This window comes from Methanobacteriaceae archaeon (genome assembly GCA_029219465.1).
In the GTDB taxonomy this organism is placed as follows: Archaea; Methanobacteriota; Methanobacteria; order Methanobacteriales; family Methanobacteriaceae; genus Methanocatella.
The window spans coordinates 1-17,169 of the sequence record JAQXTL010000012.1; the positions used below are offsets into that span (position 1 = coordinate 1).

At 27.8% G+C, this 17,169-nt stretch carries 16 protein-coding genes; 14 read left to right on the forward strand and 2 right to left on the reverse strand.

Annotated elements, in window-relative coordinates; all coding sequences use genetic code 11:
- The coding region (locus PUD86_06530; GenBank protein ID MDD6776930.1) for a hypothetical protein at window positions 1-208 on the reverse strand (208 nt) is incomplete at its 3' end.
- An 87-nt stretch (window positions 209-295) separates the two neighbouring features.
- Window positions 296-637, reverse strand: coding sequence for a hypothetical protein (locus PUD86_06535; GenBank protein MDD6776931.1), 342 nt, complete (start codon window positions 635-637; stop codon window positions 296-298).
- Window positions 638-1,024: 387 nt separating this feature from the next.
- Here PUD86_06535 and PUD86_06540 point away from each other — a divergent pair, with 387 nt between their 5' ends.
- The 14 genes from PUD86_06540 (at window position 1,025) to purF (ending at window position 17,165) form a co-directional block, all read left to right on the forward strand.
- Window positions 1,025-1,777, forward strand: coding sequence for a DUF4013 domain-containing protein (locus PUD86_06540; GenBank protein MDD6776932.1), 753 nt, complete (start codon window positions 1,025-1,027; stop codon window positions 1,775-1,777).
- Window positions 1,778-1,785: 8 nt separating this feature from the next.
- Window positions 1,786-3,732: a PP2C family protein-serine/threonine phosphatase gene (locus PUD86_06545; protein MDD6776933.1), complete on the forward strand. Its 1,947-nt coding sequence runs from the start codon at window positions 1,786-1,788 to the stop codon at window positions 3,730-3,732.
- Window positions 3,719-4,015: an STAS domain-containing protein gene (locus PUD86_06550; protein MDD6776934.1), complete on the forward strand. Its 297-nt coding sequence runs from the start codon at window positions 3,719-3,721 to the stop codon at window positions 4,013-4,015. The genes PUD86_06545 and PUD86_06550 overlap by 14 nt, the downstream gene beginning before the upstream one ends.
- 7 nt (window positions 4,016-4,022) lie before the next feature.
- Window positions 4,023-5,729, forward strand: a complete 1,707-nt coding sequence (locus PUD86_06555) for a GH3 auxin-responsive promoter family protein (GenBank protein ID MDD6776935.1) — start codon at window positions 4,023-4,025, stop codon at window positions 5,727-5,729.
- Between the two features lie 10 nt (window positions 5,730-5,739).
- Window positions 5,740-6,672, forward strand: coding sequence for a hypothetical protein (locus tag PUD86_06560; GenBank protein MDD6776936.1), 933 nt, complete (start codon window positions 5,740-5,742; stop codon window positions 6,670-6,672).
- A gap of 69 nt (window positions 6,673-6,741) precedes the next feature.
- Complete coding sequence (locus tag PUD86_06565) at window positions 6,742-8,409, forward strand: ABC transporter ATP-binding protein (GenBank protein ID MDD6776937.1); 1,668 nt, start codon at window positions 6,742-6,744, stop codon at window positions 8,407-8,409.
- A 5-nt stretch (window positions 8,410-8,414) separates the two neighbouring features.
- A complete protein-coding gene (locus tag PUD86_06570; GenBank protein MDD6776938.1) occupies window positions 8,415-10,187 on the forward strand; it encodes an ABC transporter ATP-binding protein in 1,773 nt (590 codons plus the stop codon).
- Between the two features lie 4 nt (window positions 10,188-10,191).
- Window positions 10,192-11,871 (forward strand): GH3 auxin-responsive promoter family protein, encoded by a 1,680-nt coding sequence (locus PUD86_06575; GenBank protein MDD6776939.1) that lies wholly within the window; start codon window positions 10,192-10,194, stop codon window positions 11,869-11,871.
- A 4-nt stretch (window positions 11,872-11,875) separates the two neighbouring features.
- Window positions 11,876-12,286 carry an ATP-binding protein gene (locus tag PUD86_06580; protein ID MDD6776940.1) on the forward strand — a complete coding sequence of 137 codons (411 nt, stop codon included), beginning with the start codon at window positions 11,876-11,878 and terminating at the stop codon, window positions 12,284-12,286.
- Between the two features lie 165 nt (window positions 12,287-12,451).
- Window positions 12,452-12,619, forward strand: a complete 168-nt coding sequence (locus tag PUD86_06585; GenBank protein MDD6776941.1) for a 4Fe-4S binding protein — start codon at window positions 12,452-12,454, stop codon at window positions 12,617-12,619.
- Between the two features lie 4 nt (window positions 12,620-12,623).
- Window positions 12,624-13,805 (forward strand): NAD(P)/FAD-dependent oxidoreductase, encoded by a 1,182-nt coding sequence (locus PUD86_06590; GenBank protein ID MDD6776942.1) that lies wholly within the window; start codon window positions 12,624-12,626, stop codon window positions 13,803-13,805.
- A 9-nt stretch (window positions 13,806-13,814) separates the two neighbouring features.
- The gene (gene galE, locus PUD86_06595) at window positions 13,815-14,783 is read left to right on the forward strand and encodes a UDP-glucose 4-epimerase GalE (protein MDD6776943.1); all 969 of its coding nucleotides are present in this window, start codon (window positions 13,815-13,817) and stop codon (window positions 14,781-14,783) included.
- A 9-nt stretch (window positions 14,784-14,792) separates the two neighbouring features.
- Window positions 14,793-15,680, forward strand: a complete 888-nt coding sequence (locus PUD86_06600; GenBank protein ID MDD6776944.1) for a hypothetical protein — start codon at window positions 14,793-14,795, stop codon at window positions 15,678-15,680.
- A 63-nt stretch (window positions 15,681-15,743) separates the two neighbouring features.
- On the forward strand, window positions 15,744-17,165 hold the full coding sequence (purF, locus tag PUD86_06605; GenBank protein ID MDD6776945.1) for an amidophosphoribosyltransferase: 1,422 nt from the start codon (window positions 15,744-15,746) through the stop codon (window positions 17,163-17,165).
- The last annotated feature ends 4 nt before the right edge of the window (window positions 17,166-17,169 follow it).

Below are 17,169 nucleotides of genomic sequence, written 5' to 3' on the forward strand. Positions count from 1 at the left end.
TAAACTTTTTTTTAGTATGAAAAATACATAATTGATGTTTAAAACCTAATTTTGGGATAATTGAGGCATATTTTTTATCTAAATCTGTTGTGATTGCAATTTTATTTTTATTTGCTGTAGATTCTCTTAAAAACTTTTCAACAGTTGTTTCATCTTTAGTATCGTAAATTGCATCGGCTACAATGCAATTTGATGCGGAATCAAGCAATGTGTGACGATATTTTCCATTCTTCGTTGATTTTTAGCCATTCTACATCAAAGACATAATAACCTGAGCAATGCCCTAAATCAAATTCTAAAAAATGTTTTCATTAACAAAAAGCCAATTTTTCAATTGTTTGATGTGAAAACTGTGATTCCAAAGAATTTTTTTAAATGATTTACAAACATTTTTTAAGCTTCCCAAATAATCTGAAATTAAATGTTCTGATTCACTTTTTAATTCATTCGTAAAATTGCTGTTTTTATCAACAAGACTTGTTAAATCTGTTTGAAAGGTTTTATCACAACGTTTGCAAATATAGCGCTGAACTTTCACCTTTGTTTTACCAATTTCTTTAAACACTAATGTTCTTTTTGTAAAACCATATTTAACAATATGACGAGTTCCGCAATATGGGCATCGAGCTAAACTCATTTTAAAATAAGGAACATCCTTTTTAAAGCTTAAATTAAAAGATTTTAAAACTTTTTGACAGGATTTAAAAATTTTCACAAAACGAGGGTCGGAAAGCACTAATCCATCATTGGAATCGCAAAATATATATTGTTCAACATCTAAAATGCTATTTGGGGTATTTGTTTTTTGGTTTAGTATGATAAAAACTTTTACTCCATTTATTTATTAAATTTAACTATTTTTAGATAAAATTAAAAATTCCAAACCAATTTCATCAAAAAATTTCAAATCAACAAAGTTTTTGAAAGAGTCGTTTAATACGATATATTTATATTATTAGGATGATAAAAACACATATTGTGTCTTAATGTATATTTTAATAAAATACTGATAAATTGTGATTAAATGGATTTGAAAAGTAATTTTAAAGAATCATTGATGTATCCAATTAGGAATTATAAAAAGTTTATACTACTTGGAACATTATTTATTATTTTAGACATTAATACTCTCGTCTTTTTAAATTCAGATAATCCTATTCTAACTATTTTTTGTGTTATAGATTCTATTATTTTATTGATTATAATAATGGGAGATTTGATTTCTATAATCCGGGAAACCAGACTAACTACTAATGAATTTGAGTTTGGATGGTGGGAAAAATTTGGAATAGGTGTGAAAGGATTTTTAATTTCTTCCTTTGGCATTGCAATACCTTTAATATTATTCTTATTAATTACTTATATTACTGGAACTGGGGAATATTATTTTGATATACTTGAAGTAGGTGTTAATGGATTAACTATTAATTTATCAGTGATGTTTAATGATTATTCATTTATAGTCCTTTTAATTAACCTTTTTATAGTATTACTTTTTATTTATTTTACAGTAATTGCATTAGCTAGATTATCTCACACTAATAATCTATTGGAAAGTGTTAATACAAAAAAGATAATTGAAGACTTAAAAAATATAGGAATAATCCATTTTACTTTATGGGTGATAATAATGTTCATTTTGATGATTATTATGGGCATTGTATGTGATAAAGTCTATTATATTAGTTATGTAGGATTAATAATTTCAAGTTATATATTAGTGCCTTATATAGCTATGTTTTTATTCAAAAGCATTGGAAATGAATACTCAATTTAGGTAAAAATATGAATTTAAATAATTTTTATAAAAATATTAAAAATAATTATAAAAAAATTATAATCTCTTTTTTAATATTCACTCAATTATATATCCTAAAGTATTATATTGGATATTATAGTCCATTACATATTGAAGCTCATATTGGATTATACCCTATCTTAGGATTATTATTTGGTGGATGGGGAGCATTAGGTGTATCGTTTGCAAATTTATTAACTGACTTAGCAGGAGGACATCCTCCTTTAGAAACTTTCATATGTTTTTTTGTAGATTTTTTATATGCATATTTACCTTATAAATTATGGTATAATTTTTCTAAAAATGGAAAATTAACTGCTCCTCAGTTAGGGACTATCTTTCATTTAGCAAAATTCTGTGGCGTAATATTAGTATCCACTATACTATATACAGTATTAATTATAATGTTATTACATGATTCACAGAATGTTAGTTTATTTTCATTAACTACATTGAATTATTTCCTAAATGCATTTGTATTTGGATTTTTCACAGGAGTAATTGGTATTATAATATCTAATTTGAAAAATATCGATTTAACAATACCTTCAGTAAATAAAAATCCTAAAATTAAAGATAAATGGTATAACTTAGCTTTATTAATTGGAATAATATTGATTGTAGTATTCTTTATTATGATTGCTGTGGGTGAAAGTAATAAGTATATTAATTTACTATTTATTATTTCAATATGTATCTTAATATTATTCTATACAACAAAACCTGTTAAATATCCAGTTATTAAAGAAAAATCAATTTATAAACCAATTATTGAGAAATTAATATTGATATTCTTAGGTTTTATCATTGGAATCTCTTTATTATTTACATCATTAGCTATTTTGATTGCACTTAAAACTGGAGAAAGCAGCATGATGATTGAAAATAGTTTAGGATTCACTATTTCAATATTGTTATATCTGTTTATAGGATGGTTAGCATTCTTTGTTCCAGGATTAATTGCTCTTAAATATGTTGAAGAAAACATAACTAATCCTTTATCATTATTTTCAAAATTTACTAGAGAATATATTAATTCAAAAGATAGTAAAGAAGTAAATAAAGAAAGTTTAATGGAAAGATATCAAGATTATTTTGAGAAGTATGATGAAATTGGGATATTGGGAAATTCAATTGTAAAAATGATGTCTGATTTGGAGAATGTTACCTCTGAAAAAGAAAGGATATCTACAGAATTAACACTTGCAAAGGATATTCAGGAGTCCAAATTACCTACTAATTTCCCGAAAGATAAAAAGTACTCAATTAATGCCTCAATGAAACCTGCTCGTGAAGTAGGTGGAGATTTTTATGACTTTTTTGAGATTGATTCTGAAAACATATGTATTGTAATTGGAGATGCATCTGGAAAAGGAATCCCTGCAGCACTTTTTGCTGTAATTGCAAAAGAACTAATTAAAACTCAATTACTAAGTGGTGCTTCTTTAGCAGAAACAATGAAATCTGTTAATAATAGGCTCTGTGAAAATAATGTTCAATCAATGTTTGTAACAGCATGGGCAGGTGTTATAAATTTAAGAAAAAATGAACTTAAATTTGTTAATGCAGGTCATAATGCTCCTTTAATCAAAAATGGAGAAACATTTGAATGGTTGGATTCTAAACATGGGCTTGTTTTAGGAGCTATGGAAAATATACAATATAAAGAACATTGTGTTTCTTTAAAATGTAATGATTTCCAAATATATTTGTATACTGATGGAGTTACTGAAGCACATAATGATAAAGAAGAACTATTTAATGAAGACAGATTAATAGAACTTATAAATAACAATAACTTAAATTCAATTGAGTTTATTGATTATCTGAATGGTGAATTAGATAAATTCAAAGGATCACAAGAGCAATTTGATGATATAACCATGATGATATTTGAATATAAAATTGGAGAAGATGAAAATGGAAATAATTGATAATAAAAATGGAAATGAATTAAGTATTAAATTAGTTGGGAAATTAGATACAAACACATCCCATCAATTAGAAGAATTCATTCAGAATAATATTGAAGGTGTTGAGAAATTAGTTTATGATTTTGAAGAATTACTTTATATAAGTAGTTCTGGATTAAGAGTTTTATTATCTAGTCAAAAAATCATGAATACTCAAGGGGAAATGGAAATAAATAATGTAAATGAGTTTGTGATGGAAGTTTTTGAAGCTACAGGATTTATAGACATCATGAACATAAATTAGGTGTAATATGACAATATATGAAGAATTGGATAAATTAAAACTAACTGAAATAGAAAAAGCTTGGTTAGGATATTGTCATAATTGTAGTGAAACTCAAAATACCGTTTTAGAAGATATACTTAAAAGCAATGAAAATACAGAGTTTGGAATGAAACATGATTTTAAAAATATCAAATCAGTAGAGGATTTCCAAAAAAACATTCCCCTATCTCAATATTCTGATTATGAAGAATATATTGAAAAACTTAAATTAGGAGAGAATAATCAATTATTTGCTCAAGATATAGAATATTTCATAATGACTTCAGGGACAAGTTCTGGGAAATCAAAATTAATACCTGAAAATGAAGATTCAAAAAATATCAAAAATACTGTTTACAAATTAAGAAATTATTATCTTTTAAAAACTTTGTTAATGAGTAAAGCAGATCCAAATTCTCAATTGAATAAGTATTTGATAAGTAAAGGATTAAATCCAAAAGATGTTAATGTTCCTGAATTATCAAATATTGTTCAGAATATGCATTATTTAACATTTTCAAGTAAAACTGATAATTATGAAACATCTGCTGGAATTCCAATCGGTTTTGCATCCGGAATGTCTTTTGAAAAATCAGCATTTACTAAAGGAATATCATATCCTCCACGATTAATGACTAAAAATGATGATGAAGCGAATAATTATCTTGTAATGCTTTTTTCACTAAGATTTGAGGATATTCTCTATATAACAACTAATAATGCATCTAACTTTAATATTAAAGTGGAATATGCAATGGATCATGCAGAAGAATTAATTAATGATTTAAGAAATGGTACTATAACTAAAAGATTAAATCTTTCAGATGAAGATAGGAAGTATTATGAAAGCCAAATGGAAGCATTCCCTAAAAGAGCTAATTTTTTAGAAGAATTATTGAAAAAAGGAAAAGATCAATTTATTCCAAAAAATTATTGGCCATATGTTATGTTAACTAAATTTTGGTTAGGTGGATCAGTAGGTCCTAATTCAGAAACTTCAAGAAAATATCTTGATGAAAAAACTATTTTCTTTGATGTGGGTTATGGAGCTAGTGAAGGTAAATTTACAATTCCTACAAAACCAGATACTCCTGAAGGCGTATTATCTATATTTGGAGGATTTTATGAATTTAAAGACATTGAGAATGGTCAAATATTGACTGCAGATAAAGTTGAGTTAAATAAAGAGTATGAATTGATAATTACTACATATGGTGGTTTATATCGATATGAGCTTCATGATATTATAGAAATTATAGGTTTTACTGGAACAACACCTAATTTAATCTTTAAAACAAAATCTGGAGAAATATTGAATATATCTCAAGAAAAAATTCCAGCTATTGAAGTTGTAAATAAAATAAAAGATGGATTAAATTTAAGTTTTAAACAAGTTCAAATTTTTGAAAATCATGATGAAAAAAATTATGAGATTTATATTGAACTTGAAAAAGAAACTCAAATTAATGCTAATGAATTAGCTAGTAAGTTAAATGAAATATTAATTGAAAGCTTTGAATTATATGAATTATATGATAGAATGGGGTTAATGACTCCGTTAAAGGTAATTTTAATGAAAAATGGATGGATAGAATCATTATATGCAATGAAATCAAAAGGAAACGTTCCAAAATCACAAATAAAATTACCTCTTATAATTACTGAAAAACCAGATAAAGAATATATTTTGTAAAGGTGAAAAAATGAAAGGGGTAATACTTGCAGATAAACTATATAAAAGATTAATTGAATCAGAAAATCCTCCTGAAGATATTCAACTTGCTTTAAACTTGATAAATAGTTTAAATTTGGATTTAGATATATTAGATTATGAAAAAATTACTGTAACTTTGGATAATGAAGAGGAGGGTAAATTTTATTATGATGGAGAATTAAGGGATTTACCAGACTTTGCAATTAGTATTGCTTTATCCCATCGTGATGATTATAATTTACAAGCAGCCAAAAGAATGTTTGAAACTAAAGGATGTAAATACATAAATAGTGTTCAAACAACTCAAATTGCTAAAGATAAATTATACAGTTTACAATTAATAAAAGAAGCTATTCCAGAAATTAAAATTCCAAAAACAATGCTTATAAATCAATTTACCACTCCTGAAATGATTGTGGATTATATTGGTCTTCCTTGTGTTGTTAAAATAATGGATGGTCTTCAAGGAAAAGGAGTTACTTTAGCAAAGGATAAAAAAGAGCTTGAAACAATTTTAACAATGCTCTTTGCAGCAGAAAATAATAATCAATACATAGCTCAAGAAGCTATAATGACAAGTAAAGGTAGAGATTTAAGAATAGCTATTGCAAATAATGAATTAATTTATTCTTTTGTTAGAAGCAGTGGAGGAGATGATTTTAGATCAAATACTCATGTTAACGGAAGAATTGAAGATTATGAACCTTCTGAGGAATTATTAGATTTATCATTTAGAGTTGCTGAAGCTATTAATTTACCATATGGAAGTATTGATTACTTATTTGGTGAAAATGATGAAGAATTTTATCTTTGTGAAGTAAATACTTTCCCAGGATTTAGTAAATTACTTAAAGCAATAGCAGAAAATGATGAAGAAACAATAAGAATATTTAAAGAATTACCACAAAAATTATTAAAATAAGGTGATTTTCTGAAAAAATTAGTAATAAGAGCACTGAAAAAATACTGGAAGCATGTTCTCCTAACATTAATATTCGTATTGCTTCAAGTTTATTTCCAAATTGAAATAATCAACATGTCTAAGGTAATTCTTGATAATGGTGTAAAAGTCAACAACTTTGAAGTAATTTATAATAGTGGAATATTAATGTTGATTTATACTCTTGGATCAATGATAATGGTTACTTTGGTATCATATATAACTTCATATATCACTGGAAAAGTTTCATTTGATTTAAGAAGTAAAATGTTTAGGAAAGTAACAGATTTATCATTATATGATTTTAATAAATTTGAAAGTGCATCTTTGATGAATAGGGCTACTGGAGATATAAATGTAATCCAGTTATTCATATTAAATCTTCTTAGAAGCTGTTTATTAATTCCATTTGTTATTGTGGGAGTCATTATAGAAACTGTTTTAATTAATAGAACATTAGCTGCAATTTTAATTGTATTCTTTATAATAACAATTTTATTTATGTTTATTAAAGGTAATAAGAGTATTATCTTTTTTAACAAACTTCAAGTAAGTGTTGATAGATTAAATTTATTGCTACGTGAGAAAGTTTACGGTGTAAGAAGTATTAGAGCATTTGGAAAAGAAGATTATGAAAGGAATAAATTTGAAAAGGCAAATGATGATTCTTATGAATTAAATATTGAATCTTCATTAAAACTATATTATGTTGCTCCAATGGCTGTATTGTTAATGAATGTAGCTGTTGTTATAATTTATTATGTTGGAGGAATTCAATTACAGTATAATATGGTTAATGTTGCAGATTTATTATTATTCTTCCAATATATCACATATTTCTTAAGTAGCTTAGCATTAATTCCATTTATTGTAAAAATAATGCCTAAAGCTATTGTTGCATCAAATAGGATAGAAGAAGTTTTTGAATATGAACCAATATTACTTAATAATCCAATTAAACAGGAATATAAAGAAGATTCATTTAAAGGTGTTGAATTTAATAATGTTATTTTCGGTTATTCAGGAGCAAAGGACGTAATAGCTGATATCAATTTTAAAGCACCTAAAGGAACAACAACAGCTCTAATTGGAGCTACTGGATCTGGAAAAAGTACTGTAATGTATTTATTAAATAGAATGTATGATCCTACCTTTGGTGAAATATTAATTGATGGTGTCAATATAAAAGACATTGATTTAAAAGAATTACATTCAAAAATAAGTTTTGGAAGTCAAAAATCAATGGTATTCAATGACACTGTAATTGAAAATATTAGAATGAGTGATGATTCTATTACAAGAGAAGATATTGAAAGAGCATGTGAAATAACACTTTTCACAGATGCATTTAAAAGTCTTCCTTCTGGAATTGATAGTATTATAGAAGAAAATGGTACTAACATTTCAGGTGGTCAAAGACAAAGATTAAGTCTTGCAAGAACAATTGCCAAAGATTCAGACATTTATATTTTCGATGATACATTCAGTGCTTTGGATATGAAAACTGAAAAAATTGTAAGGGAGAATATAAAGGAATTACTCAAAGATAAGACTGTGTTTATGGTTGCTCAAAAAATAAGTACTATTATTGATGCAGATAACATTTTAGTATTTGATGCTGGACGTATTGTATGTCAAGGAACCCATGAAGAATTGTTAGAAAAATGTGAAATTTATAAAGAGATTTATGAATCTCAAGCATATATGAATAAGGAGTAATTGAAATGGTTAAAAATGATAAAAATTCTTATAAAGGATTACTTAAAACTATTTACCAATTAATTGGGAAAGATAAAAATAAATTTATTTTAGCCATTGCATTAATGGTTATTGGAACTTTTTGTTTAGCATATGCTCCAAATGTTGCTGGGAAAATAACTGATGAATTTTCAAAATTTGCAACTACAAATGTATTTAATGAAAATATAATAATAACTCTCCTTATATCATTATTAGTCCTTTATGTTGTTGGAAATTTATTAAAGATGGTTTCTGACCGTATGATGATTTTTATAAGCAGTAGGGTGTCTTTAAAATTAAGATATGAGTTACATGAAAAAATGCATAATGTTCCTATAAATTACATTGACTCAACTCCAAGTGGGGATATCATAGCTAGATTAACAAATGATATGAGTAGTGTTGAATCAATGATAAGTAGTACATTAGTTACTATCTTTGTTCAATTTATTATCATAGTTCTTGTTATTGTAATGATGTTAATTTTAAATGTTGAATTAAGTATTATTTATCTTATATTAATTCCATTATCCTTTGGTATTCTCAATTTCATAAGTAATAAAACAAAAGTACAATTTAAAAAACAACAGATGCTTGTTGGTAAATTGAATGGAGTAATTGGAGATAATTTCAATAATCATCTGATTGTAAAATCCTATAATATGGAAGAAAAATCATTAGATAAATTTGATAAAATTAATCATCAAATATTTGAATCTTTCTTTAAATCTAGGTTTTATTCAGGATTTATTATACCTATTAACACTATTTTAACAAATATAGGATATATTGGTATTTGTGTTTTCGGAGGATACTTTATAATCTCTGGAAGTCTTACAATAGGAACATTTTTAGCATTTATTTTATATGGGCAAATGTTGACTGAGCCATTAACAACTATTGGAAATAATCTTAACATACTACAATCTGGACTTAGTAGTTTAGAGAATATTTTAGATGTTTTAAATGCAGAAGAAGAAAAAGACTTTGAAAATAGTGAACATCTCCTTGAAAAGGATGTTAAAGGTGAGATTGAATTTAAAAATGTTAAATTTGGATATACTGAAGATAAAATATTAATGAATGATGTTAATTTTATTGCAAAATCAGGTACAACAAATGCTATTGTAGGACCATCAGGAGCTGGAAAAACCACAATCGTTAATTTATTAATGAGATTCTATGATATAAATGATGGAGTTATATATTTAGATGGTAAAAATATTTATAGAATTAAGAGAGATGATTTTAGGAAAAGTTTTGGAATGGTTCTCCAAGACAGTTGGGTTTTCGAAGGAACAATAGCTGAAAATATTGGATATGGAATGGAAAATCCAACAATTGAAGATATTCATAAAGCTGCTGAGTTAGTAGGTTGTGATAAATTTATAAATCTTTTACCTGATGGTTATGACACTATCATCAGTGAAGAAAATACTAATTTAAGTGTTGGTGAAAAACAATTGTTAGTTTTAGCTCGTACAATAATATCTGATCCTAAAATATTGATTTTGGATGAAGCTACAAGTCAAATGGATACAAGAACAGAACTATTAGTTACAAAAGCTATGGAAGAAATGATGAAAGGTAGAACAACATTTATAATAGCTCATAGATTATTTACAATTAAAAATGCAGATAAAATTATTTTCATGAAAAATGGGGATATAAAAGAAGTTGGAAATCATAAAGAATTATTAGAATTAAATGGATTATATGCAGAGATGTATAAAAGTGGATCAATTAAAAGTGAGTGATAATATGGAACGTGAAATAAGAAAGAAGATATATGGGGAGTTATTAGATGCTCCTTCAAAGGCTCATAAACAATTAGAGCTATTTAGTCTTGATGCAAAGAAAACCAATGAAGAATTATTAATGAAAATATTAAATGACAATAAAGACACTGCATATGGGATAAAATATGACTTTAAAAATATTAAATCTATTAAAGAATATCAGGAAAATGTCCCAATATCTGAATATGATGATTATATTGATTTTTTAATTCCAATGGTATTTCAAGGTGTAGAAAATCTTTTAACAGTTTATCCTGTAAAACATTATAATAAATCTTCAGGAACACTTGGAAACCCTAAAAAAATACCAATTAGTGAAGTAGCACAACAATTGAATTTCTTATATTCTCTACCTTTTGTATTACACTTAATCACAGAAGAATTAGGAGATAAATGGAAAGAGGGAAAAATATTCATAATTGGACAATATAATATTTCATCTGTACCTTCTGGAGCTACATATGGTGCTTTAACTGCAAAATTAGCAGATAATATGAAAGATTATTTTGATATTTTATCAACAAGCCCTGCAGAAGTTCTTGTTCCGCAAGGAGATTTAGATACACATTATCTTCAATCATTATATGCACTTCGTGAAAAAAACACAACTATTGTTATTTCTGCATATTTCAGCTATTTCTTGGAAATTTTAAGATATATGGAGGATAATCATGAGATGTTAATTGAAGATATTAGGAATGGAACAATTAATTCTTCAATTAATTTATCTCCTGAAACAAGAGAAATTTTAGAAGAAAAATTAACTCCAATGCCTGAAAGAGCTGATGAATTAGAAGAAATATTCTCCAAACCAATTGATAATACTTTTGTTAAATCAATATGGCCAGATATTCAGGCATTTGAAGGAATTGGAACATCAACATTTGAAACATATGTTGAAAAAATAAGAGAAAAATATGCTAATGAAGAAACTCCAATATTATATTTAGGATTGCAAGCTTCAGAGGGAATTTTCTCAACACCATTGGAATTAAATAATAAAAACAGTGTATTAATTCCAAATGCAATATTCTTTGAGTTTAGACCTGTTGAACAGGAGGGTTATGATAATCTATTAACAATTGATCAGCTAGAAGTTGGAAAAGATTATGAAATAATTTTAACAAATTTATCTGGATTTTATAGATATAAAATAAAGGATGTTGTAAGAGTAACTGGAATGCATAATACTCTACCTGAAATTACATTCAAATATCGTTTAAATCAGACTGTAAATTTAACTGGAGAAAAAACTACTGAAGAAGCTTTAAGAGAATCAGTAAAACAATGTGAAGAGAAATATGGCTTCGACTGTGTTGACTTTACAGTATTTGCAGATACTGAAGCTGTTCCAATGAATTATAATTTCTTAATAGAACCAGATAACATAGATGATATCGATGTTGAGGCTCTCAGAGCCGATTTAGAAAAAAATCTTGGTAAAGCAAATCCTTCATTTGGTTCTAAAATTGAAAATAATACTTTTGGTGAAACAAAACTTGAAATATTACAAAAAGAAACATTTATGCTTTACAGGGATCTTATGGCTATGAAAGGAGTAAGTGTAGTTCAGCTTAAACCTCCTAGAATAATAGTAAATGAAGTTCAAAGAAAATTCTTCTATGCTCTTAGGGAACTTTGATAATATGAAAAAACTTGTATTTGATGCGGATGTTAGTGAATTAGAGAATATCTTCAATGAATTAAATAGATTATTGGAAGATTATGATACTGATGAATTAGCTGTTATGAAACTTAAATTAGTATTAGAAGAAATTTTTACTAATATCAGCAATTATGCATATAATGATAAAGGAATAGTTGAATTTTTAGTTGACATAATTTCAAACCATCAATTAGAAATTATAATAAAATTAATTGATGAAGGTGAATATTTCAATCCTCTAGAACAAGCTACACCTGATACTACATTAAGTTCTGATGAACGTGAAATTGGTGGGTTAGGTATTCTTCTCATTAAAAAGAATGTTGATGTAATAGAGTATGAAAGAGTTGACAATAAAAACATTTTAACTATTCATAAAATTTTAAATTAGTGATTCCTTTTAAAGAATATTAACTTTTCCCTTAAGGGGAAAATTACTTTTTTTTATTTTAGATAAACTTTAATTATATCTGAATAATTATTTTTTCACTAAACATTTTATATAATAAAAAATATATTATACATAATATAAATTTTAGACTTAAGGAGAATTTTTATGATAGTTAAAGATTGGTGCTCATTTTGTGGTGAGTGTGCTGGGGTTTGCCCAAGAAATTTAATCCAAGTAAGAGAATATTCATTAGTATTTAATGATGATGACTGTAAAGATTGTGATACATGTATTAAAGCATGTCCAATTGATGCATTAGAAAAAGAGGAATGATTATATGATTGAAACTGATGTAATTGTAGTAGGTTCTGGACCTGCAGGATCAAGTGCAGCAAAACACGCTGCATTAGGCGGAGCAAATGTTATTTTAATAGACAAAAAATCAGAAATTGGTTCACCAAAAAGATGTGCTGAAGGTGTTTCAATTGAAGGACTTGAAAAATTAGGTATTGAACCTTCTCCTCGTTGGGTTACTAAAAAAATCGAAGGAGTAAGAATCCAAACTCCTGATGGAACTGATACCTGGTTAACTGAAGATGAAGTAAAATTACCTGAAGCTGGTTACATCTTAGAAAGAAAAGTATTCGACAAACACATGGCTATGGATGCTGCAAGAGCAGGTGCTGAAATCAGAATCAAAACCTTAGTAACCAATGTTGAAAAAGTTGAAGACGGTTTCTTAGTATTTACTGAATCCATGGGTAAAGAAGAAGTATTAAAATGTAAAATTTTAATCGCAGCAGACGGTCCAGAAGGTCACGTTGCAAGATGGGCAGGTTTAAGACCAGCTGCAAAAGCTAAAGAAATGGAATCTGGTGTACAATACGAAATGTGTAACGTTGAATTCGAAAAACCGGGAGTTATTGAATTCTACTTAGGTTCCTGCGCACCTGGTGGATACGTATGGATTTTCCCTAAAGGTGACGACATTGCAAACGTTGGTTTAGCAATCTTACCTCACAAAGCTGAAAAAACGGCTATTGAATACTTAGATGATTTCGTTGCTAAATCACCTTACTTAAAAAATGCTCAAGCAGTTGAAATTAACGTTGGTGGAGACCCTGTTGGTGGAATGAGTAAAAAACTCTATGACGATAACATTTTAGTTTGTGGAGACGCAGCAGGTCAAGTAAACCCATTAACCGGTGGAGGAATCATCAGTGGTATGACTGGTGGAATGTGTGCTGGTCAAGTAGCTGCTCAAGCTATTGCAGAAGGCGATTGTTCTAAAAAATTCTTAAAACAATACGATACCATGGCACACGATGAATTAGACCATGAAATCAAAAGGTATAAAAAAGTACAAGAGTACTTACTCACTTTATCTGATGAAGAGTTAAACGAAATTGCTCATGCATTTGAAGGAGAAAAATTTGATAAAATTTCAACTACTGAAATTGTTAAAAAATTAATCAAATTATCTCCAAAAGCATTACTTAAATTAGGTAAATTTGTTTAGGTGTTTAACGTGATTTTGATTACTGGTGGAGCAGGTTATATTGGTTCCCATACAAATAAAGCATTACATGAGGCAGGTTATGAAACTGTTGTAGTTGATAACTTATGCAAGGGTTATGAAAACTTTGTTAAATGGGGTAATTTTGAGAATTATGATTTTGGAAGTAAAAACTTAAGGGAAGTTTTCGAAAAATATGATATTGACGGTGTTATTCACTTTGCTGCATTCTCATCAGTAGCAGAATCAGTTGAAATGCCTCAAAAATATTTTAAAAATAATTATAAAAATACATTAAATCTTTTACAAATAATGAGAGAATTCGGTGTAGATAAATTTATTTTATCTTCAACCGCTGCAGTATATGGAAATCCTGAAAAAGTTCCAATTACCGAAGATCAGGATTTAAAACCAATAAATCCTTATGGACACTCTAAATTTATCACTGAAAAAGCTCTTGAAAGAGAAGCTGAAAAAGGTGATTTTAATTTCGTATCCTTAAGGTACTTTAATGCTGCAGGTGACGATTTTGACTGTGAGATAGGGGAATTCCATGACCCTGAAACTCACTTAATTCCATTAGTATTAGATGCTGCTATTGGAAATCGTGACAGTATTTCTATTTTTGGTGATGATTACGATACACCTGACGGAACTTGTATTCGTGATTATATTCATGTAAATGATTTAGCAGACGCACATATTAAAGCATATGAATATTTGTGCGATAAAAAAGAATCTAATGTATTTAATCTTGGAAATGGTCAAGGATATTCAGTTCGTGAAGTAATTGATATGTGTAAAAAAGTCACTGGTGTTGATTTTGATGTTAAAATCGATGAACGCCGTGAAGGTGATCCTGATGTATTAATTGCTGATTCAACTAAAATTAAAGATGAATTAGGTTGGACTCCTCAATATGACTTAGAACAAATTGTAGAGTCTGCTTGGAAATGGCATAAAAAGATTAATGTAATTTAGGTTATATTCATGCAAAATAATGCCCATGAATCAAAAATAGACATTCGTATAATCGTTTCAGGTATGGATATTGCTCAAATAGTCTCTAAAGCAGTTAATAATATCCAACTTGAACAAGATTATAATATTATTGTTTCATCTATTATACCTACAGTAGAATTAAGCATTGTAAAAAAAGTAGTTCAGGGTGCTGATATTCTATTAATTGGAGGATATGGTAGTGATGAAACTTACAATATTCTTTTTAATGAACTTAAAACTGATTTTAATCAAATAGGATTGTTTGATTATACTAATATTATTGTTGATGAGGAATTTGATTCCACATTAGCTCAAGAAGAAATTTTAAACTCAATTGTTAAATCAGCATTGTCTTTTTCTTTGAATCTGATTAATATTCATTCATTGGAAACTAAACTGATGAAGGTAACTAATGATTATAATAGCTTGCTTGAAAGTCATGATCAGTTAATTAAAGAAAATGAAGTTTTATGTCAGGAAAATACTGGCTTAATTGAAGATATTAAAGAAATCAAAGATGAATATAATGAATTTAAAGTCCAATATAGTGATATTTACTCTAAACAAATTCTGGAAGTTTTTGAATTAGAAAATCTCTGGCAGGAAACTTTTAATCAGGTATTGTCTGATGAAGAAAGAATTGTTCTAGCTACTGATAAATTTAAACCTGATAATATCATTGTCGGACAGGGTTTTATCGCAGCACAATCTAAAAAAGATGCAGTAGAATGGTTAAAAATAATTAAAACTGCTTTAATTTTCATTGATGATAATTCAGATGATTTAAAAAACAATGATGATGTTGAAAAAGATGAAGTATCAAACGAAAAAGATGATTATGATATTTCAAATACTTTTGAAAACTTTTGGGATTAAACATTATTATTTTATACTAGTTAAAACATAATTACAAATATACTATTTAATAGGAGTTCTTAAATGCAAGGTGAGATGGAAGATAAGTGTGGTATTGTTGGAATTCACTGTAAAGATGAATCCAAGAATGTTGCATCTTTTGTTTATTATTGTTTGTATGCTTTACAGCACAGAGGTCAAGAATCAGCAGGAATTGCTACATTTAATCCACAAAAAGGATTAAATTATTATTGTGGTATGGGTTTAATAACTGATGTTTTCAAAGATTATGAAATTCAAAATCTTAAAGGAAACATGGCTATTGGACATGTAAGATACTCAACAACCGGGCAATCCAGACTTGAAAATTCACAACCTTTCGTAACTGATTTTGATGATGGATTCATTGCAATGGCTCACAACGGGGATATTGTAAACTCTGCAGAGTTAAGAGATGAATTAATCGCAGAAGGTTTTGAATTCAAATCCGACACTGATTCTGAAGTTATTTGTTACATGCTTAAAAAAGAACATTACCATAACAACAAAAGCATAATTGATTCAATTGAAGCAGTTTCACAAAAACTTGTTGGTTCTTACGCATTAACTATTTTAGTAAATGGTGAATTATACGGTGTACGTGACCCTATGGGAATCAAACCACTTGCAGTTGCAAAAAGAGGCGATGACTTTATCCTTGCTTCAGAAACTGTTGCATTTGATGTAATTAATGCTAAATACGTAAGAGATATTGAACCTGGTGAAGTTGTGTTCTTTGAAGACGATGAAATTAAATCTCATATGTTAGAAGTCTCAAAAGATTCTAAAATTTCACACTGTATGTTTGAATATGTATACTTTGCAAGACCTGACAGTACAATTGACGGAATCAATGTATATGAAACCAGAATGAATATTGGTAGCAAATTATACGACTTATATCCTATTGATGCAGATGTTGTAATTCCAGTACCTGACTCATCTATTCCTGCAGCTATTGGTTATTCAAGAGCTTCCGGAATTCCATATGGTGAAGGATTAATCAAAAACAGGTATGTTGGAAGAACATTTATTATGCCAACTCAAGAAGAACGTGAGTTAGCAGTAAGACTTAAATTAAATCCTATTAAAGAAGCTATTCAAGGTAAAAAAGTTGTTTTAATTGATGACAGTATTGTAAGAGGAACAACTTCAAAACAGCTATTGGATCTTGTAAAAGAATCCGAACCTGCTGAAATTCACTTTTTAGTTGGTTGTCCACCTGTTATCGCACCTTGTTTTTACGGTGTAGCTATGGCAACCAAAGAAGAATTGATTGCAGCTAATTACTCTATTGAAGAAATCAAAGAACAACTTGATATTGATTCATTAGGTTACATTACCCTTGAAGCATTAGTTGAGGCTATTGGAATGCCTAAAGAGGATTTATGTTTAGGTTGTTTAAATGAAGAGTACCCTACTGAACTTCCAGAGGGTCTTGTAGCTGAAACTTATTATAAACCTTAGATAT